This window comes from Jatrophihabitans sp. (assembly GCF_036000465.1).
GTDB lineage: Bacteria > Actinomycetota > Actinomycetes > Mycobacteriales > Jatrophihabitantaceae > Jatrophihabitans.
In genome coordinates this window covers 309501-328142 of record NZ_DASYFV010000016.1, presented here as the reverse complement: position 1 = coordinate 328142, position 18642 = coordinate 309501, and the positions used below count along the sequence as shown (strand labels likewise).

General features: G+C 72.6%; 15 protein-coding genes. All 15 read right to left on the bottom strand.

All coding sequences use genetic code 11. From position 1 onward, the window contains the following. Positions 1–13: 13 nt before the first annotated feature. The 15 genes from VGN18_RS07375 to VGN18_RS07305 all read right to left on the bottom strand — a co-directional run bounded on the left by VGN18_RS07375 (position 14) and on the right by VGN18_RS07305 (position 18583). A complete protein-coding gene (locus VGN18_RS07375; protein ID WP_327539015.1) occupies positions 14–2443 on the bottom strand; it encodes a hypothetical protein in 2430 nt (809 codons plus the stop codon). A 120-nt stretch (positions 2444–2563) separates the two neighbouring features. Further along, on the bottom strand, positions 2564–3496 hold the full coding sequence (locus VGN18_RS07370) for a DivIVA domain-containing protein (protein WP_327539014.1): 933 nt from the start codon (positions 3494–3496) through the stop codon (positions 2564–2566). 62 nt (positions 3497–3558) lie between these two features. Continuing rightward, positions 3559–3846: a YggT family protein gene (locus VGN18_RS07365; RefSeq protein ID WP_327539013.1), complete on the bottom strand. Its 288-nt coding sequence runs from the start codon at positions 3844–3846 to the stop codon at positions 3559–3561. A gap of 101 nt (positions 3847–3947) precedes the next feature. Then, positions 3948–4457: a cell division protein SepF gene (locus tag VGN18_RS21085; protein WP_349259847.1), complete on the bottom strand. Its 510-nt coding sequence runs from the start codon at positions 4455–4457 to the stop codon at positions 3948–3950. Between the two features lie 51 nt (positions 4458–4508). Next, positions 4509–5243, bottom strand: a complete 735-nt coding sequence (locus VGN18_RS07355) for a YggS family pyridoxal phosphate-dependent enzyme (protein WP_327539012.1) — start codon at positions 5241–5243, stop codon at positions 4509–4511. 34 nt (positions 5244–5277) lie between these two features. Continuing rightward, on the bottom strand, positions 5278–6483 hold the full coding sequence (ftsZ, locus tag VGN18_RS07350) for a cell division protein FtsZ (protein ID WP_327539011.1): 1206 nt from the start codon (positions 6481–6483) through the stop codon (positions 5278–5280). Between the two features lie 197 nt (positions 6484–6680). Beyond that, complete coding sequence (locus VGN18_RS07345) at positions 6681–7421, bottom strand: cell division protein FtsQ/DivIB (RefSeq protein ID WP_327539010.1); 741 nt, start codon at positions 7419–7421, stop codon at positions 6681–6683. Further along, positions 7418–8923, bottom strand: a complete 1506-nt coding sequence (murC, locus tag VGN18_RS07340; RefSeq protein ID WP_327539009.1) for a UDP-N-acetylmuramate--L-alanine ligase — start codon at positions 8921–8923, stop codon at positions 7418–7420. The genes VGN18_RS07345 and murC overlap by 4 nt, the downstream gene beginning before the upstream one ends. Next, positions 8920–10035: an undecaprenyldiphospho-muramoylpentapeptide beta-N-acetylglucosaminyltransferase gene (gene murG / locus VGN18_RS07335; protein WP_327539008.1), complete on the bottom strand. Its 1116-nt coding sequence runs from the start codon at positions 10033–10035 to the stop codon at positions 8920–8922. The genes murC and murG overlap by 4 nt, the downstream gene beginning before the upstream one ends. Beyond that, the gene (gene ftsW, locus VGN18_RS07330) at positions 10032–11378 is read right to left on the bottom strand and encodes a putative lipid II flippase FtsW (protein ID WP_327539007.1); all 1347 of its coding nucleotides are present in this window, start codon (positions 11376–11378) and stop codon (positions 10032–10034) included. Before ftsW ends, murG begins: the two co-directional genes overlap by 4 nt. Next, entirely contained in the window at positions 11375–12727 is a 1353-nt protein-coding gene (gene murD, locus VGN18_RS07325) for a UDP-N-acetylmuramoyl-L-alanine--D-glutamate ligase (protein WP_327539006.1), read from the bottom strand. The genes ftsW and murD overlap by 4 nt, the downstream gene beginning before the upstream one ends. Continuing rightward, positions 12720–13811: a phospho-N-acetylmuramoyl-pentapeptide-transferase gene (mraY, locus tag VGN18_RS07320; RefSeq protein ID WP_327539005.1), complete on the bottom strand. Its 1092-nt coding sequence runs from the start codon at positions 13809–13811 to the stop codon at positions 12720–12722. The genes murD and mraY overlap by 8 nt, the downstream gene beginning before the upstream one ends. Further along, the gene (locus VGN18_RS07315) at positions 13808–15250 is read right to left on the bottom strand and encodes a UDP-N-acetylmuramoyl-tripeptide--D-alanyl-D-alanine ligase (RefSeq protein WP_327539004.1); all 1443 of its coding nucleotides are present in this window, start codon (positions 15248–15250) and stop codon (positions 13808–13810) included. Before VGN18_RS07315 ends, mraY begins: the two co-directional genes overlap by 4 nt. Next, positions 15247–16827, bottom strand: a complete 1581-nt coding sequence (locus VGN18_RS07310) for a UDP-N-acetylmuramoyl-L-alanyl-D-glutamate--2,6-diaminopimelate ligase (RefSeq protein WP_414655021.1) — start codon at positions 16825–16827, stop codon at positions 15247–15249. The genes VGN18_RS07315 and VGN18_RS07310 overlap by 4 nt, the downstream gene beginning before the upstream one ends. Further along, on the bottom strand, positions 16766–18583 hold the full coding sequence (locus VGN18_RS07305) for a penicillin-binding protein 2 (RefSeq protein ID WP_327539002.1): 1818 nt from the start codon (positions 18581–18583) through the stop codon (positions 16766–16768). Before VGN18_RS07305 ends, VGN18_RS07310 begins: the two co-directional genes overlap by 62 nt. Positions 18584–18642 lie beyond the last annotated feature (59 nt).

Here is an 18642-nt window from a genome sequence, read left to right as displayed (position 1 = left end):
GATCAGCTCCGAACTAGCGACGCTGGCACAGCGAGCACGGCCGGAATCCGTCGGCCTCGGCCTCGTCGCGCGACACCGCCTGGGCCGCCTGCCCCTTGATGATCAGGCAGTCCTGGGCGTGGAAGCGCGGGCGACCGTCCACGACCCAGACCCGATTGCTCGCTGCCGGCGCCTTGGCCGGTGCGGCCGGCGCCGGAACAGGCTCGGGCTCGAGCTCGGCTTCCGGCTCGGGTTCGGCTTCCGGCTCGGGCTCGGGCTCGGGCTCGGCAACAGGCTCAGGCGCAGCAGCCGGCTCGGGCTCGACAACAGGCTCGGCTTCGGGCGCGGGCTCAAGCTCGGCCTCCGGCCCGACAACAGGCTCGGGCTCGGGTGCTGGCTCGGGCTCGGGTTCGGGCTCGGGCTCGGGCTCGGGCTCGGGCTCGGGCTCGGGCTCGGGCTCGGGCTCGGGCTCGGCAACAGGCTCCGGCTCCGGTTCCGGCAACGCGGGCACCGCCTCGGCGGTGTCGGGCCGGCACACGGCGCAGGGCGTGAAGCCGTCCTCGATCGCCTGCTCGAAGGGAACGGTCTCCTCGTCCAGATCGGCGAGGGTCGAGCAGCCGGACCGATGGAAGTCCGGGTAACCGTCGACCACCACGACCTCGCGGCCCGTAGGCGCCTCCGCCACGGTCGCGGCCTCCGGAACCGCAGCGAGCACCGGCTCGGCCGGCCCACCCTCCGGACGGCAGACCGGGCACGCCGTGAAGCCGTCCTCGATCGCCTGGTCGTGCGGCACCGTCATCGTCTCGGTGAAGTCGACGAGGGCGCGGCAGTCCTCGAGGTGGTAGTCGGGGAAGCCGTCGACCACCCACACCTGGCGGCCGGTCGGCTCGTCCGGGCTGCCCGCCACCGCAGCCGCCGCCGGCAACTCGCGCTGCGGCGTCGGTGCGGTCTCGGACTCGGGCGTGCAGACCCGGCACTCGGTGAAGCCGTCCTCGACCGCCTGGTCGTGCGGCACCGCCTCCGAGTCCAGCCCGATCAGCTCGACGCAGTCGGCCCGGTGGTAGTCCGGGAAGCCGTCCACGACCGACACCTCCGGGCCCGCCGCAGCCGCCGCAACCTCGGGCTCGGGTGCCACCGCGTCGGCGGGAGCATCGGCCGCCTCCGGCGTGCACACACCGCACTCGGTGAAGCCGTCCTCGACCGCCTGGTCGTGCGGCACCGCCTCGGAGTCCAGCCCGACGAGGGTCCGGCACTCCTCGCGGTGGTAGTCGGGGAAGCCGTCGGCCACCCAGACGAGCCGGGACGTGTCGACCGGCTCGAGATCGGCGGCACCGGCCGGACCGGCGAGCGCCATGCCCGCGGCGGCGGGCCGCGTGTCTCCTCCGGTCTCGGATCCGGCGGCCTCGGGGCGGCAGACGGCGCACGGGTCGAAACCGTCCTCGACCGCCTGCTTGCGGGGCACCGGCTCACCCAGGCGCCCCTCCAGCTCGGTGCACCCCGCCAGGTGGTACTCGGGCGCCCCGTCGACGACCCAGACGTCGTCCGGTCCACCGGCCGGCGCCACCGCGCCCGCACGGGCGCGGACGGCGTCCGGATTGCACACGACACACGGCTGGAAGCCGTCGTCGACCGCCTGCTCGTAGGCCACCGGCTCGGGTTCCAGCCCGGCGAGCTCGTCGCAGCCCGACACGTGGTACTCGGGGAACCCGTCGGCGACCCACACGACCTCGGCGCCGGACGCGTCCCGCTCGATCGACGGCGGCTTCTGCATCGACACCGCGGCTGCGGCCGGGGCGGTCGGAACCGACGCGGCCGGTACGACAGCGGCCGAGGTGGGAGTGCACACGGTGCAGGCGGTGAAGCCGTCCTCGAGGGCCTGGGCCAGCGGGATCGGCTCGGCGGCGAGCTCGGCCAGGCGGGGGCAATCCTGCCGGTGGAACTGGGGGTGGCCGTCGGCGACCCAGACGTCGTCGCCGCCGGCCTGCGCCACGACGGCCGGCAGGACCGTCGTCTCGGCGGCGGACGGTTCGACCGGAGAGGGGGTGCAGTCGGGGCAGGGGGTGAAGCCGTCCTCGAGGGCCTGGGCCAGCGGGATGGACTCGGCCTCGCCCAGACCGGCGAGCCGCCCGCACGCGGCGGAGTGGTACTCGGGCCGGCCGTCGACCACGACGACCTCCTCGGCAGCGGCCGGTGTCGCAGCAGCAGCCGCCGGCGCCACCGCGGTCGTCGCCGTCGACGACGTGCCCGCGGCCGAGGTACGCGCTGAGGCTGTGCCCGCGGACGCCGCCGCCGCCTCGCCCTTCACCGCCGCCCGGCCCGGACGCGACTTGAGGTACGTCCAGAGCATCAGCCCGGCGGTGAGCACGCTCGCGACGATGGACGCGACGAGCCACGCGACATTGCCCTGCACCACCCCGAGCACCACGAAAATCGCGGCAACCAGCAGCAGCCCGATCAGAACCATCCCGTGACCCTTCACGAACCAGCCGGGACGTGGCAGCGCGGGATCACCCGACGAATCCGGGATGCGCCGTGCGCGCATCCCGACGCAGCCCCGTCAGTGATGTGAGATTCTGCCCTGGACCTAGCCTTGTTGCGCGTCGGCGTAGTCGCTGTTCGGGTTGGCCGGCTCGGCCTTGCCGCTGGCGTCGAGGTCGCGCAGCTGCGACTCGAGGTAGCTCTTGAGCCGCGTGCGGTACTCGCGCTCGAACGTGCGCAGCTCCTCGACGCGCCGCTCGAGTGCCGCCTTGCGCTGCTCGAACTGCGCGGTGATGGTCGCGGCCCGCTGCTCGGCGTCCTGCACCGTCTGCGCGGCGCGCGCCGTGCTCTCCTCGTCGAGCTGCTTGGCCTTCTGCTCGGCCTCGGCGATCTGGCGGGTCGTCTTCTGGTCGACCTCGTTCTGCTTCGCCTCGGCGTTGGCCTGGGCCTCGTTGACGAGTCGCTCGGCCTCGGCCTTGGACTGCGCGAGGTGCTGGTCGGCAGTCTGCTGCGCCAGCGCCAGCATCTGCACGGCCTGCAGGTGGTGGTCGGACGCCGCGGGCGTGGCCGGCTCCTTGGCCAGGTTGGCCGCGGCCGGCGCCTCGGCCTGCGCCTCACGCGCCTGCTGGGCCTCGGTGAGCTGGTGCTGAGCCTGCTCGAGCTGGGCGCGGTTCTGATCCAGCTGCTGCTCGGTCTGGGCGAGACGCTGCTGCAGCTCGACGAGCTGCTGCTGGGCGCCGTCCTTGCCCTGGCTGAGCGTGCGCTCGAGCTCGCCGATGCGCTGCTTGAGGTGGTTGTTCTCGTCGCGCGCCGCAGTGAGCTCGGCCGGGTCCGCCCCCGAGGGCGCGGCCGCGGCGGCCGGAGCCGGCTGGCCCGAGCCCATGCGCGCCCGCAGGTCGTTGTTCTCCTCGATCAGGCGGGAGAGCTCGACCTCGACGATGTCGAGGAACGCGTCGACCTCTTCCTCGTCGTATCCGCGCTTGCCGATGGGCGGCTTCTTGAAAGCGACGTTATGGACTTCTGCTGGGGTCAGCGGCATTCGGTCACCTCGAGGACACTTCGATTAGGGAACTGCGGACGACGGGTCGATCTTAGGGACTGCTAGGCGAACGACAGAGCAACCACGCGCAGGGCGATCAGCACGATCAGCACGATGATGACGCTCAGGTCGAGGCTCACAGTACCCAGCTGAAGCGGAGGGACCAATCGCCGTAGCAGTCGGATGGGCGGATCGGTGGCCGTGTATACGACCTCCATGCCCACCGCGGCCGCGCCGATCGGTCGCCAGCTGCGGGCGAACTGCCGGGTCCAGTCGATGACCACCCGCGCCAGCACCAACAGGATGTAGATCCAGAGGGCGTAACCGACGACGCCCCACAACAGCGTCATCGTCACTCCTCCTGGTTCTCGGTCCGGTCGGGCGGGGCACCGGCTACATCACGACAACGGCCCGGCACCGGTAATGGTGCCAGGCCGCCCCCGGGCCACGCCTAGCTCTGGTTGAAGAAGCCGTTCTCGATCTTCGCCCGCTCCTGCGCGGTGACGCTGACGTTGTGCGGGCTGAGCAGGAACACCTTCGCAGTGACCCGCTCGATGCGGCCGTGCAGACCGAAGGTCAGGCCGGCCGCGAAGTCGACGAGCCGCTTGGCGTCGGCGTCGTCCATCTCGGAGAGGTTCATGATCACCGGCGTGCTCTTGCGGAAGTGCTCGCCGATCGTGCGCGCCTCGTTGTAGGTGCGCGGGTGCAAGGCGGTGATCTGGTAGGTCGGCGGCGCCAACTCGTCGGCGTAGCCGACCGGATTGGCGTCGTCGGGATAGTCCCGGCTGTAGTTGGTCATCTCGCTCCGCGCACTCTCCCGCGGGTAGCGGGCCTCGGCGTAGTCGTCACGACGCGCGGGTGCGCGTTCGGTGGTCGTCTGCCCGTAGCCTTCCGCGTCGGCATAGTCGTCGTCCTCGACGAGACCGAGATAGACGCCCATGCGGTGCATCGCTCCGGGCATTGGCTTCCTCCATGAATTCAAGTGACGGCCGCGTACGACCTGGCTTGGACGCTAGCTGACGATGGGCGGTCTGCGTCCGAGCAACGCCGATCCGACACGCACGTGTGTCGATCCGTGCCGGACGGCCGCCTCGAGGTCGTCGCTCATGCCGGCCGACAGCGCATCGGCCGCGGGATGGTCGTCGCGCACGCCCCGGGCCAGTTCGGCGAGGCGCGTGAACTGCTCGTCGGCGTCGCTGCCGACGGGCGGGACGGCCATCAGGCCCCGCAGTCGCAACTCGGGGCGCTCGGCGACGAGGTCGGCCAGCGCCGGCAGCTCGGCCGGAACGACTCCCCCGCGTTCGGGGTCGCCGTCGAGGCTCACCTGGACGAACACGTCGAGCGGGTGGTCGCGATGCTCCGCCGCGGCGTCGGCCAGGGCCCGGGCCAGCTTGGGCCGGTCGACGGAGTGCACGGCGTGCGCGTAGCCGACGACGCTGCGGGCCTTGTTCGTCTGCAGCCGCCCGATGAGGTGCCATCGCAGGGATACCTGCGGGTACGGCGCCTCGGCCAGCTCGGCGAGCTTGGCGCGGGCCTCCTGGTCGCGGGCCTCGCCGATGTCGAGCACGCCGAGGCGGGCGAGGGTCGCGATGTCGGTCGCCGGGCAGGTCTTCGTCACCGCGACGAGCGTGACCTCCTGCGGGTCACGCCCGACCGCCACGCAGGCGTCGGCGATCCGGGCCCGCACCGCTCCGAGAGCGGTGACGAGCTCGGCCTGCCGACGGTCGTCGCCGACCGGCTCCGTCACGGTGCGTACTCCGGGCGCATCGGACGGCGGCGGGTCACGACTTCAGGAAGTCGGGGACGTCCAGCTCGTCGTCGAGGTTGAGCGGCGAACGCGACCCGTTGGTGACCGGCGCCGAGTACTGCGAGGAGGCGGGCTCGGGCTGGCGCGACTGCGGCTGGGCCGTCGTCTCGCGGGCCGGGGCCCCCGCGGTCGCACCGGCCGGCGAGTACGACGAGGCCGGCGTGGAGGTGGTGTAGCCCGAGCGGTTCTGCGCGGCCGGCTCGCGGCGGATGTCGACCTTCTTGTACGGCAGCTGGCCGCTGTCGAAACCGGCCGCGATGACGGTGACCTTGACCTCATCGCCCAGGGTGTCGTCGATGACGGCACCGAAGATGATGTTGGCCTCGGGGTGGGCCGACTCGGCCACCAGCGTGGCCGCCTCGTTGATCTCGAACAGACCGAGATCGGAGCCGCCGTAGATGGAGAGCAGCACGCCGTGCGCGCCCTCCATGCTCGCCTCGAGGAGCGGGCTCGCGATCGCGATCTCGGCCGCCTGCCGCGCGCGGTTGTCGCCGCGGGCCGAACCGATGCCCATCAGCGCCGAGCCGGCGCCGCTCATGACGCTCTTCACGTCGGCGAAGTCGAGGTTGATCAGACCCGGTGTGGTGATCAGGTCGGTGATGCCCTGGACACCGGAGAGCAGCACCTGGTCGGCGCTGCGGAAGGCGTCCATGACCGACACGTTCCGCTCGGAGATCTGCAGCAGCCGGTCGTTCGGGATGACGATGAGGGTGTCGCACTCCGAGCGCAGCTGCTCGATGCCCTCCTCGGCCTGGGTGGCGCGCTTCTTGCCCTCGAAGCTGAACGGGCGGGTCACGACACCGATCGTCAGCGCACCGAGCTTGCGGGCGATGCTCGCGATGACCGGCGCACCACCGGTGCCGGTGCCACCGCCCTCGCCGGCGGTGACGAAGACCATGTCGGCGCCCTTGAGCACCTCCTCGATCTCGTCGCGGTGGTCCTCGGCGGCCTTGCGGCCGACCTCGGGCTGCGCGCCGGCGCCGAGGCCGCGGGTGAGCTCGCGGCCGACGTCGAGCTTGACGTCGGCGTCGCTCATGAGCAATGCCTGGGCGTCGGTGTTGACGGCGATGAACTCGACGCCCTTGAGGCCGACCTCGATCATCCGGTTCACGGCATTGACGCCGCCGCCGCCGACGCCGACGACCTTGATGACCGCGAGGTAGTTGTGCGGTGCTGTCATGGGTGGGCTCCTACTGTCCGGCTGGTGCCGTGGTCGTTGTGATCGGTACTGGGGCTGGATTGCGGGTCTCCGTTAACCCTCATCCTCAAGTAAACGGTTAATGTTATGTCAACCTGGGATGTTGAGGTCGAAGTTAGAACGCGAAGGAGATGAACCCGCGCAGGCGCGCCGTGCGACACGCCGGTTGCCGAGAACGATCAGCGGGTGAAGGGCTGATCCGGGTCGCTGACGTCGTACTGGGACGCCGTCTGCCGCAGCAGCACCGGCAGCAGCCGCGCCTTGTCGGCGCTGCGGTCGGCACTCCCCCACCGCACCACGCCACCGTCGCGCAGCACGAGCGTGATCGCCGTCGGGTCGAGGGCCTCGATGGACGCGATCCGGGTCCGCAGGGCCGCCGACAACGCGCCGGCGACCGTGGCCACGGCACCGCCGGTCGTGCGGGAGTCCGTACCGGCGGGCACCACGAAGCGGGGCAGCTCGGGCGGCGCGCCCGGCACGGTGCGGTACTGGTCACCGGTGCGGTCGACCAGCATGTCCTTGCCGGCGAGGCGTACGAAGCCGACCGGGGTCCGCTCGTGCACCGTGATCACGACGGTGGTGGGGTACGAGGTGTCGACCTCGGCGCTCGCGACGTCGGCCAGCTTCTCTACCCGTCCGGCCACCGCCGCGGTGTCGAGGCGGGCGAGCGGCGTGCCGGACTCGATCGCAGCCGCGCGTTCGACCTGCGCGCTGGTGAGGGTGCGCACCCCGACGACCCGCACCGAGTGGACCCCGAGCAGCGAGCTGAACGCGACCACCCAGGTGAGCGCCAGCGCCGCGCCCACCACGGCCACGAGCACCAGCGTCACGAGGCGTCGACGGCTCGCCGACGGCGACTCCGGACCGTCGCCGTCGCGGTAGCCGTCGTCGGGTGGTGAGTACGCCGCAGGCCTCGTCATGAACGCTCCTGAGCCGCCCGGGCGCACTCGTCGCGGATGACGTCACAGAGCAGGTAGACGTTGCCGATGCCCATCGTGACCACGAGGTCACCGGGCCGGGCCAGCGCGGCCACGCGCTCGGGAACCGCCTCGTAGCGCGGCTCGTAGACGACCACGCCCGCGGGCAGCTCGATGAGGTCGCTGATGGTCGCGCCGGTGACCCCCGGGATGGGTTCCTCGCGGGCCGGGAAGACATCCATGACGATCGCGATATCGGCGATCTGCATGGCCGTGGCGAACTCCTGGGCGAAGGTCTGCGTACGGCTGTAGGTGCCGGGCTGGAACACCGCGATGAGGCGTCCGGTTCCGGCGAGCGCCTGCTTGGCCGCGGTCAGCGAGGCGACGATCTCGGTCGGGTGGTGCGCGTAGTCGTCGAAGACCCGCACGCCGCCGCCCTCGCCGTGAGACTCGAAGCGCCGGTGCACGCCGGTGAAGCCGGCCCACGACCCGGCGGCGACGTCGGCGTCGAGGCCGAGGTCGGCGGCGAGGACGAGCGCCGCGGTGGCGTTGAGGGCCATGTGGCGGCCGATGAGCGCGCCGACCCGCACACGTCGTTCGCCGAGGCCCTCACCCGCCACGGTGAACTCGACGGCGTCGGAGCGGGTGACGATGTCGTCGACGCGGATGTCGGCGTCCGGCGCCTCGCCGTAGGTGCGTACCCGCCGGCCTTGGGCCCGCGCGTAGTCGGCGATGCGCCGCGCGCCCGGGTCGTCGGCACAGGTGAGCAGCAGGCCTTCGGGGTCGACCCGGTCCACGAACATCTCGAAGGCCCGGAAGATGCCCTCGAGGTCGCCGTGGTTCTCGAGGTGGTCGGCCTCGATGTTGGTGATCACGGCCGCGGCCGGGCGGGTCAGGAGGAACGAGCCGTCGCTCTCGTCGGCCTCGACGACCGCGAACGGCCCGGTGCCGAGGTGGGCGTTCTTGCCGGTCTCGTAGAGGTTGCCGCCGATGGCGAAGGACGGGTCGGCGCCGCACGCCTGTGCGGCCACGACGAGCAGCGATGTCGTCGAGGTCTTGCCGTGCGTTCCGGCGATGGCGATGCAGCGACGGTCCTCGAGCGCCGCGGCGAGAGCGGCGGCGCGGCGCAGCACGTGCTTGTCGCTCGCCCGGGCGGCGGCGAACTCCTCGTGCTTCGGATTGATCGCCGTCGTGTAGACGAACGTGTCGGCGTCGTCGAGGTGCGCCGGCGAGTGACCGATGTGGACGGTCGCGCCGAGGGCGCGCAGCCCGGCCACGGTGAGCGAGTCCCGTGCCTCGCAGCCGCTGACCTCGAGGCCGCGCTCGAGCAGGATGCGGGCGAGCGCGCTCATGCCCGACCCGGCGATGCCCATGATGTGTACCCGGCCGAGGTCGGCCAGCGGCGGGATGACGTCGGTGGCCGCGCTGCGCACCAGTGCCGCGCCCGGTGCGGCCCAGTCCTCCGGCCGGTCGCCCTCGTGGTCACGCGTCGGTCGCGTACTCATCTTTTCCTTCCGGGGAAGCGGCGGTATTCGGCCGCGACGTCGAGTACCCGACGGGCCAGCACGACGTCGGCGTCGCGCGAGCCGGAGAGCTCGGCCGCCCGCGACATGATCGTGAGCGCCGCCGGATCGGTAAGGCGCGGGACGACCTCGCGGAGCACCCAGTCCGGCGTGAGGTCCTGGTCGTCGACCAGCATCCCACCCCCAGCGGCGACGATCGGCATCGCATTGAAGCGTTGCTCGCCGTTGCCCACCGGGTACGGCACGTAGACCGCCGGCAACCCGACGGCGGCGAGCTCGGCGCAGGTCATCGCCCCGCACCGGCACAGCGCCAGGTCGGCCGCGGCGTAGGCGTACTGCATCTCCTCGACGTACGGCACGACGACGTAGGGCGCCGACTCGTCGGAATCGACGACCAGTTCGTTCTTCGGACCGATGACGTGCAGCACCTGCACACCGGAATCACGCAGACCGCCAGCAGCACCGGAGGCAGCGTGGTTGATCGAACGCGCCCCCTGCGAACCACCGAACACCAGCAGCGTCGGGCGGTCCGGTCGCAGCCCGAAACGGGCCCTCGCCTCGTCGCGCAGCGCGGCGCGGTCGAGCTGCGAGATGGCCGGCCGCAGCGGGATGCCGATGACGGTGGCGTGCGGCAGGCGTCCGTCCTGGGTGGCGGTGAAGACGTGCTGGGTCATGCGGGCCGCGCCGCGGTTGGCCAACCCGGGCTTGGCGTTGGCCTCGTGCACGACGATCGGGATGCTGAGCCGCCTCGCCGCGAGATAGGCCGGCACGGCGACGTAGCCGCCGAAGCCGACGACGACCTCGGCCTGCACACGTTCGAGGATCGCCGACGCGGCGACGACCGCCTCGCGCACGCGGCCCGGCGTCGCGAAGAGTGCCCGGTTGATCTTGCGCGGCAGCGGCACCGGCGGCACCAGCTCCAGCGGGTAGCCGCGGGCCGGGATCAGCGTGGTGTCGAGCCCCTTCACCGAACCGAGAGCAGTGATCTCGGCCGTCGGGTCGAGCCGGCGGACGGCGTCGGCGAGGTTCATGGCCGGCTCGATGTGTCCGGCCGTGCCACCGCCCGCGACAACGACGCGAGGTCCCTCGCTCATCGGCCTGCCCGCGGGGCGACCCGGGCACGCCGCTTCGGGGCGACGTAGCCGCTCGGCACCGGGATGCGGGCCCACCGCTCGAGGCGGGTGCGGCGGCCGAGCCTGTCGGCGCGGCGTGAGGCTGTCACCGCCGCGGCCTCGTGGCGCGCGAACGAGGTGAGCAGGCCGAGCACGAAGAAGGTCACGAGCAGGGAGGTGCCGCCGGCCGAGATCAGCGGCAGCGGGATGCCGGTGACCGGCAGCAGCCCGCTGACGTACCCGATGTTGATCACGGCCTGCCCGCAGAGCCAGATGGTGGCGCCGCCGGCGACGAGGCGCACGAACGGGTCGGCGTTGCGTTTGACGATGCGCAACCCGGTGTAGGCCAGCAGCGCGAACAGGGCGAGCACGGCGAGGCAGCCGATCAGGCCGAGCTCCTCGCCGATGATCGCGAAGACGAAGTCGGAGTTCGCATTGGGCACCCAGCCGTACTTCGAGGTGCCCTGGCCCAGACCGACCCCGAAGAAGCCGCCCGAGGCGAGCGCGTATAGCCCCTCGACGGTGTGATAGCCCGCGCCCTTCGCGTCCTTGAACGGATCGGTGAAGCTGGTGAGCCGGGCCAGGCGGTACGGCGCGGTGATCGCCAGCGCGGTGACCGCCGCCGCGACCATCGCCAGCACCAGGCCGAAGTAGCGCAGCGGCATGCCGATCATCCACAGCAGGCCGAGCAGGATCAGCATGAAGCAGCATGTCGTGCCGAGGTCGGGCTCGGCCATCACCAGCAGGCTGACGATCGCGAACCCGGGCAGCAGCGGCACGAACAGGTGCCGGGCCCGCTTCAGGGTGCCGAGCTGCTGCTTGCGGGCGAGCAGGTCCGCGCCCCACAGGAGCATCGCCACCTTGGCGAGCTCCGAGGGCTGCAGCTGCAGCGGCCCGACATCGATCCAGCGGCGAGCGCCGTACACGCCGACGCCGATGCCGGGGATGAGCACCGCGACGAGCGACACGAGGGCGAGACCGAGGGTCGGGTAGGCGAGCAGGCGCAGCCGGCGGGGTGACAGGCGCATCGACGCCCAGAAGATGACGAGACCGAGGCCGATGAACTCGATCTCGCGGATGCCCTGCCCCCAGATCGAGCCGGTGCCGCCGTTGTCGTGGGCGGCGGCGATCGTCGTCGACACGGCCATCAGCACGCCGAAGACGAGCAGCCCGGCGGTGGCGAGCAGCAGCAGCTGCACCGAGGCGTACGGGCGGTCCAGGAACTTGGGCCCGGCGTCCGTCGCGCCGTCGTGCGGGTCACGCTGGATGCCGGGCAGGCGGTCCCGCAGGCCGTAGAGCGCGCCGACCCGCTGCGTGCTCGTCACGACCGTGCCCCGTCGAGCGCGCGGGCGGCGGCGGCGAACGCGTCGCCGCGGGCGCCGTAGCCGCTGAACATGTCGTAGGACGCGGCTGCGGGGGCCAACAGCACCGTGTCCCCGGGACGCGCGAAGTCGGCCGCGGCGTGCACCACCTCGGTCATGACTCCATGGTCGGTGCTGTCCACGACGATGACGGGGACATCGGGCGCGTGTCGTGCAAGTGAAGCGGCGATGATCGCGCGGTCCTGCCCGAGGAGCACGGCGGCCACGAGACGCGGCGCGGTGGCGGCGACGAGATCGTCGATCGCCACCCCCTTGAGCTGGCCGCCGGCGATCCACACGATGCGCCGGTAGGCCCCGAGCGACGCCGCGGCCGCGTGCGGGTTGGTCGCCTTGCTGTCGTCGACCCACTCGATGCCGTCCCGCACGAGCACCGACTGGTTACGGTGCGGGTCGGGGACGAAGTCGTGCAGCCCGGCCGCGACGGCCTCGGCGCCGACGCCGATCGAGCGGGCCAGCGCGGCCGCCGCGAGCGCGTTGGCGACGTTGTGCCGCCCGGCCGGGCGCACGCCGGTCGCGCCGGCCAGGGCCAGCCCGTCGTCGCCGAACGCTCGGGAGACCAGCTGCCCGTCGCGCACGCCGAGCTGCCCGTCGGCCGGCTCGTCGAGCGTGAAGCCGATCGCGCCGGCCGGCATCCGGGCCGCCACGATCGGGTCGTCGGCGTTGCCGATCGCGACCTCGCCGTTCCAGACCTGCAGCTTGGCCTCGACGTAGGCGTCCATCGAGCCGTGCCAGGTCAGGTGGTCGGGCGCCAGGTTGAGCAGCGCACCCGCCGCGGGCGCGAGTGACGGCGCGAAGTGCAGCTGCTGGCTCGAGAGCTCGACGGCCAGCGCGTCGTACGGCGGGTCGGCCAGCACGGCGTCGATCAACGGTTCGCCCACGTTGCCCACGGCCAGGGCCCGGAACCCGCCCGCGCGCAGGATCGACTCGAGCATGCGCACCGTCGTCGTCTTGCCGTTGGTGCCGGTGATCGCCAGCCACGGCGCCGCGCCCGGCCCGCGCAGCTGCCAGGCCAGCTCGACCTCACCCCACACCGGAACCGCGCGCGCGGCCGCGTCGGCGAGCAGCGGATGGGTCGGCGGGTAGCCGGGCGACGCGACCACGAGGTCGACGCCGTCGGGGACGGCCGTCAGCGCGCCGAGCCGGTCGAGTCCGGCGGGCACGTCGACCGGCTCGGTGTCGGTGGTCAGCGCCACTGACGCCCCGCGGTCGAGCAGGGCCCGCGCCGCCGACCGTCCCGCCACGCCGAAGCCGCAGACCAGCACGCGGCGTCCGGCGAGCGAGGCGTCAACCATTGCCGATGAAGTCCGCGTAGAACAGGCCCATGCCGAAGGCGACGGCGAGCCCGGCCATGATCCAGAAGCGCACGATGATCGTGATCTGCTCCCAGCCGGCCAGCTCGAAGTGATGGTGCAGCGGGGCCATCCGGAACACCCGCCTACCGGTGCCGGTGCGGATGCGGGTGATCTTGAACCAGCCGGTCTGGATGATCGAGGAGACCGTGATCGCGGCGTAGAGGCCGCCGAGCGCGACGAGCAGCAACTCCGTGCGGGTCAGGATCGCGAAACCGGCCATCAGGCCGCCGAGCGCGAGCGAGCCGGTGTCGCCCATGAAGATCTGCGCCGGCGACGCGTTCCACCAGAGGAAGCCGAAGCACGCGGCCATGGCCGATGCGGCGACGATGGCGAGGTCGAGCGGGTCGCGCACCGAGTAGCACCCGGCGGCCGGATGGCCCAGGCACTGGTTGCGCGACTGCAGGAACGAGATCAGCGTGAAGGCGCCGAACACCATCGCGGCGGCGCCCGCGGCCAGCCCGTCGAGGCCGTCGGTCAGGTTCACCGCGTTCGACGTCGCCGAGATGATCAGGTAGGCGATGATGACGAACCCGATGACGCCCAGCCCGATCTCGGGGATGTCGCGCACGTAGGAGAGGTGCGTCGAGGCGGGCGTCAGGTCGTAGTGGTTGCGGAAGCGCAGCGCGAGGCCGGCGAACACGACCCCGACGACGAGCTGGCCGAGGAACTTCGCCCGGGCCCGCAGGCCGAGGCTGCGCTGGCGCCGGATCTTGATGTAGTCGTCGAGAAAGCCCACGATGCCGAGCCCGACCATGAGGCCGAGGGCGAGCAGGCCGGACGCCGTGGGGCCGCCCTGGCCGCCGACCGCTCGGATGATGTGTGCGACGACGTAGCCGGCGACGGTCGAGCCGATGATGGCGACGCCGCCCATGGTCGGCGTGCCGCGCTTCACGAGGTGGGTCTGCGGTCCGTCCGTGCGGATCTCCTGCCCGAAGCCGCGGCGGCGGAAGTAGACCACGACGAGCGGCGTGCACAGGATGGACACGAGCAGGGAGAAGATGGCGGCGACCAGGATCGTCTTCACGCGCTGCTGCCTCCGTCCTCGGCGGTCGAGCTGTCGCCGTCGGTCACCGTATCCCCCGCGAGCGCGAGCGCGACCCGTTCCAGGGCCGCCGCGCGAGACGCCTTGACCAGCACGACATCCGGCGCCCGCAGTTCGGCCCGCAGCAGCGCGAGCGCCGCATCGGCGTCGGGCACCCAACCGGCCGTCCCGCTCCAGGACCCTTCCAGAGCGGTGCCGCGCCCGATCGCGCGGGCCACCTCACCGACCGCGACCACCCGGCTGATATCGAGCGCCGCGGCCCGCTGCCCGAGCGCGACGTGCTCGGCGTCGGTCGCGTCCCCCAGCTCGGCCATCGAACCGAGCACCGCGAAGGTCCGGCCGCCGGCCCCGCTGCGCGCGCGACCGACGGCGGCGAGCGCGTCGAGCGCCGCCCGCATCGACTCGGGGTTCGCGTTGTAGGCGTCGTTGATGACGAGCACGCCGTCGGCCCGCTCGGTGATCTCCATGCGCCAGCGGCTCGTCGGGGTGGCGTCGCCCAGCGCGGCCGCGACGTCGCCGAGCGCCATCCCGCACTCGAGGGCGACGGCAGCGGCGGCGAGCGCGTTGCTCACGTGATGCGCGCCGACGAGGCGCAGCGCGACCCCGGCCCGCTCGCCGCGGGCGACGAGCGTGAAGCGGCCGCGCATCAGCTCGTCGAAGGTGACGCCCTCGGCCCGCACGTCCGCGGTGGGATCGACGCCGTAGGTCACCACGCGGGCGGCAGTACGCGGCGCCATGCCGGCCACGAGCGGGTCGTCGGCGTTGAGGATCGCGACCCCCTCGGCGGGCAGCGCCTCGACGAGTTCGCCCTTGGCCTGCGCGATCGCCTCGCGGCTGCCGAACTCGCCGAGGTGCGCGCTGCCGACGTTGAGGACGACGCCGATGCGCGGCTGCGCGATGCCGGTCAGGTACCGGATGTGGCCGATGCCGCGGGCGCTGGTCTCGAGTACGAGGAAGCGGGTGTCGGGCGTGGCGCGGAGCACCGTGTAGGGGTGGCCGAGCTCGTTGTTGAACGACCCGGGAGGGGCGACGGTCCGGCCGGCGCGGGCCAGCACCTGGGCCAGCAGGTCCTTCGTCGACGTCTTGCCCGACGACCCGGTGATCCCGATGACGACCGTGTCGGGCAGGCGGCGCGCGACCGCGCCGGCGAGGGCGGCGAGGGCGGCGAAGCCGTCGGCCACCTCGATCGACGGCGCGTCGACCGGGCGGGTGACCAGGCTGGCCACCGCGCCGGCGGCGGTCACCGCGGCGACGTAGTCGTGCCCGTCGACCCGCTCGCCGGGCAGGGCGAGGAACAGGCCGCCCGGCGTCACCTGGCGCGAGTCGAACTCGACGGTGCCGGTGACGACGGTGTGCGGATCGGCGTGGCGCAGCGTGCCACCGACGATGTCGGCGACCTCGCCCAGGGTCAGCCTGATCATCGGCTCTCCAGCGCGGCCCGCAGCACGTCGCGGTCGTCGAAGGGATGGACGATGCCGGCGATCTCCTGACCGGTCTCGTGCCCCTTGCCGGCGACGAGCACGGTGTCCCCCGGCCGGGCGTCGGCCACGGCCCGGGCGATCGCCTCGGTGCGGTCGCCGATCTCGATCACCTCGCCCCGTTCGGCGGCCGGCACGGCGAGGGCGCCGTCGAGCATGGCCTGCCGGATGGCGGCCGGGTCTTCCGAGCGCGGGTTGTCGTCGGTGACGATCAAGCTGTCGGCGCCGCGGGCGGCGATGTCGCCCATGTGCGGCCGCTTGCCGCGGTCGCGGTCGCCGCCGCAGCCGAGCACGATCACGAGCCGCCCCGGGGTCAGCGGCCGCAGCGCCCGCAACGCGCCGTCGACCGCGGCCGGCTTGTGGCTGTAGTCGACGACGGCGAGGAAGCCCTGACCGAGGTCGAGGCGCTCCATGCGTCCGGGCACCGAGGCGGCGGAGACGGCCGGCGCGGAGACCGGGGCCGGGATGCCGGCCTCGTGCAGGACCGCCAGCGCCAGCAGCACGTTGGCCACGTTGTAGCGGCCGGGGATCGCGCACCCCGCCGTCAGGTCGAGCCCGTCCGGCCCGTGCACCCGGAACGAGGTCGTGCCGTCGGGCCGCTCGCTGATGTCCGAGGCCTTCCAGGTCGCCGGGGCGCCGCCGGTCGACACGGTGATGCGCGCCGGATCGCCGGCCGCGGCGCGCCGCCCCCACTCGTCGTCGACGACGACGACGCCGCGCGCGCTCAGCTCGTCGAGCAGGCGCAGCTTGGCCGCGAAGTAGTCCTCCATGTCGGTGTGGAAGTCGAGGTGGTCCTCGGAGAGGTTGGTGAAGCCGCCGACGTCGTAGCGCACCCCGCCGACCCGGCCCATCGCGAGCGCGTGGCTGGAGACCTCCATCGCGACGTCGGTGACCCCCCGCTCGCGCATGACCGCGAGCAGCGCCTGCAGGTCTGGGGCCTCGGGCGTGGTGAAGCCGGTCTTGATCTCGTCGTCGCCGATCATCGTGGCCACGGTGCCGATGAGCCCGGGTACCCGCCCGGCCGCACGCAGCCCGGCCCGCATCAGGAAAGTCGTCGTGGTCTTGCCGCTCGTGCCGGTGACGCCGAGCATCGCCAGCCCGGTCGACGGCCGCCCGTACACGTCGGCGGCGACCTCGCCCAGCACGCTGCGGACATCGGGCACGACGAGCACCGGAACACCGGCCGGCACGTGCGCGCACCCGGCCTCGTCGGTCAGCACGGCCACCGCGCCGAGCGCGATCGCCGCCGGGGCGAACGTCGCCCCGTGCGCGGTGCGGCCCGGGATGGCCGCGAACAGGTCGCCGCCGTGCACGCGATCGCTCGACGCCGTGATGCCACTGACCCCGACGTCGGGGCCGTGCACCTCGCCCCGGCCGGAGGCCAGCGCGCTGATCCGGACCGGGACCCCTCCCGTCGGGCGCGGGATCCCGCCGGGTGGCGTCACTGCAGTCGGCACGTCAGCAAACGTTAGCGGGCAGGAAGCGACGGTCCTGACCGGCGCAGTCCTGGAGTGGCACATGCCTCGACAGCGAACCCGTCGGCGGGATGGCCGCGTGCTGCAGCTCGTAGCTCGCGATCTGGTTGAACAGCGGAGCGGCGACGTCGCCGCCCTCGACCCCGTGCGCCGGGTTGTCGACCATGATCGCCACGACGAACTGCGGGTCGTCGGCCGGCACCATCCCGGCGAACGTGTCCCAGTTCATGTAGCTCGAGTACGCGCCGCCGTGGGCCGGGTCGGGCTGCTGCGCCGTGCCGGTCTTGCCGGCGACGCGGTACCCCGGGATGGCCGCCTTCTTCCCGGTACCACCGGGCAGTGTCACCGACTCGAGCATCGTGCGCACGGTCCTGGCCGTCGCCGCGTCGATCACGCGCACGCCGGCGGGCTGCTGCGTCGCCGACACCGAACCGTCGGCCTTGGTGACCGAGGAGACGATGCGCGGCGGGACGCGCACGCCGTTGTTGGCGAAGGTCTGGTAGATCGACGCGAGCTGCAGGACGGTCATGCTCTCGCCCTGGCCGAACGGCAGGTTCGCGAAGGTCGACGCCGACCACTGCGACAGCGGCGGGAGGTAGCCGCCACTCTCCCCCGGCAGTTCGATGCCGGTCTTCGTCCCGACCCCGAAGCGCTTCTCGTAGCCGAACCACGTGGTCGGCCCGAGCAGGTTCGCGATCTTCAGCGTGCCGACGTTGGACGACTCGGCGAGCACCCCGGTGGCGGTGAACCGCTCGGTCTTGTGCGCCCACGCGTCGCGGACGGTGACGCCGCCCGTGTCGATCGAGTCGGGCACGCTCAGCGTCGTCTGCGGCGTGATCTTCTTCTCCTGCACGGCGGCGGCGAAGGTGATCGCCTTCTGCACCGAACCCGGCTCGAAGGCCGACATCACCGGCGGGTTCATCGAGGTGTTGGAGTCGATCACGGGATCGGAGGAGTCGTAGGTGCCGGACGACGCGAGGGCGAGCACCTGGCCGGTGTGCGCGTCGAGCACGGCCATCTCGGCCCCGCGCGCCCCCGACTCGGGCACGGCGACGTCGAGTGCCCGCTGCGCGGTGTACTGCAGGCTCTGGTCGATCGTGAGCCGCACGTCGGCGCCGTTGCGCGCCGGCTTCGTGCTCGTGCGGCTGCTCGGGTTCACGTTGCCGAGGTTGTCGACCCAGTAGGTCTGGCTGCCGTCCTGACCGGCGAGCACGTCGTTGTAGGTCTGCTCGATGCCGGCCGCGCCGGTGCCGTTGCCGTGCACGAAGCCGACGACGTTCGCGCCGGTCGTGCGGGCCGGGTACTGCCGCTGGGTGGTGGCCTGGGTGTAGATGCCGGCCAGCTTCAGATCGGTGACCTTCTGAGCCGCGGCCGGAGACAGTCCCTGGCCCAGCATCGCGTACTGGCTCTTGCCCGACAGCAGCGTGACGAGCTGGGCGGCCGGGACTCCGAGCAGCGGCGACAACTTGTTCGCGTAGTCCAGGCGCTCGTCGAATCTCACCTGCTGCGGGTCCGCGGTGATGTCCTGGGCGTCGGAGGTGTACGCGAGCGGCACGCCGTTGCGGTCGAGGATCTGGCCCCGCAGCGCGTGCAGCGCGAGCGTGTCGACCCGCTGGGCCATCGCGGCACCGGCGTAGCCGCCGTGGTCGAGACCCTGCAGCTGGACGAGACGCCCGCCGATCACGAGCAGCAGCGTGCAGACCGCGGCGAAGCCGTAACGCAGCCGGCCGTCGAGCGCGCCGAGACGCAGGCTGCGGCGCCGACGACGCTGCACCGGACGGCGGGTCGGACGCTGCTGCACCGGCGGACGGGACGGCGCGACCCGACCCGGGCGGGTGGGGCGGCCCTGAACCGGGCGGC

What these genes read in the sequence shown, in the direction of transcription:
- VGN18_RS07375 (WP_327539015.1), bottom strand. Translation starts at nt 2,443, where the DNA reads ATGGTTCTGATCGGGCTGCTGCTGGTTGCCGCGATTTTCGTGGTGCTC.
- VGN18_RS07370 (WP_327539014.1), bottom strand. Translation starts at nt 3,496, where the DNA reads ATGCCGCTGACCCCAGCAGAAGTCCATAACGTCGCTTTCAAGAAGCCG.
- VGN18_RS07365 (WP_327539013.1), bottom strand. Translation starts at nt 3,846, where the DNA reads ATGACGCTGTTGTGGGGCGTCGTCGGTTACGCCCTCTGGATCTACATC.
- VGN18_RS21085 (WP_349259847.1), bottom strand. Translation starts at nt 4,457, where the DNA reads ATGCCCGGAGCGATGCACCGCATGGGCGTCTATCTCGGTCTCGTCGAG.
- ftsZ (WP_327539011.1), bottom strand. Translation starts at nt 6,483, where the DNA reads ATGACAGCACCGCACAACTACCTCGCGGTCATCAAGGTCGTCGGCGTC.
- VGN18_RS07345 (WP_327539010.1), bottom strand. Translation starts at nt 7,421, where the DNA reads ATGACGAGGCCTGCGGCGTACTCACCACCCGACGACGGCTACCGCGAC.
- murC (WP_327539009.1), bottom strand. Translation starts at nt 8,923, where the DNA reads ATGAGTACGCGACCGACGCGTGACCACGAGGGCGACCGGCCGGAGGAC.
- murG (WP_327539008.1), bottom strand. Translation starts at nt 10,035, where the DNA reads ATGAGCGAGGGACCTCGCGTCGTTGTCGCGGGCGGTGGCACGGCCGGA.
- murD (WP_327539006.1), bottom strand. Translation starts at nt 12,727, where the DNA reads ATGGTTGACGCCTCGCTCGCCGGACGCCGCGTGCTGGTCTGCGGCTTC.
- VGN18_RS07315 (WP_327539004.1), bottom strand. Translation starts at nt 15,250, where the DNA reads ATGATCAGGCTGACCCTGGGCGAGGTCGCCGACATCGTCGGTGGCACG.
- VGN18_RS07310 (WP_414655021.1), bottom strand. Translation starts at nt 16,827, where the DNA reads ATGTGCCACTCCAGGACTGCGCCGGTCAGGACCGTCGCTTCCTGCCCG.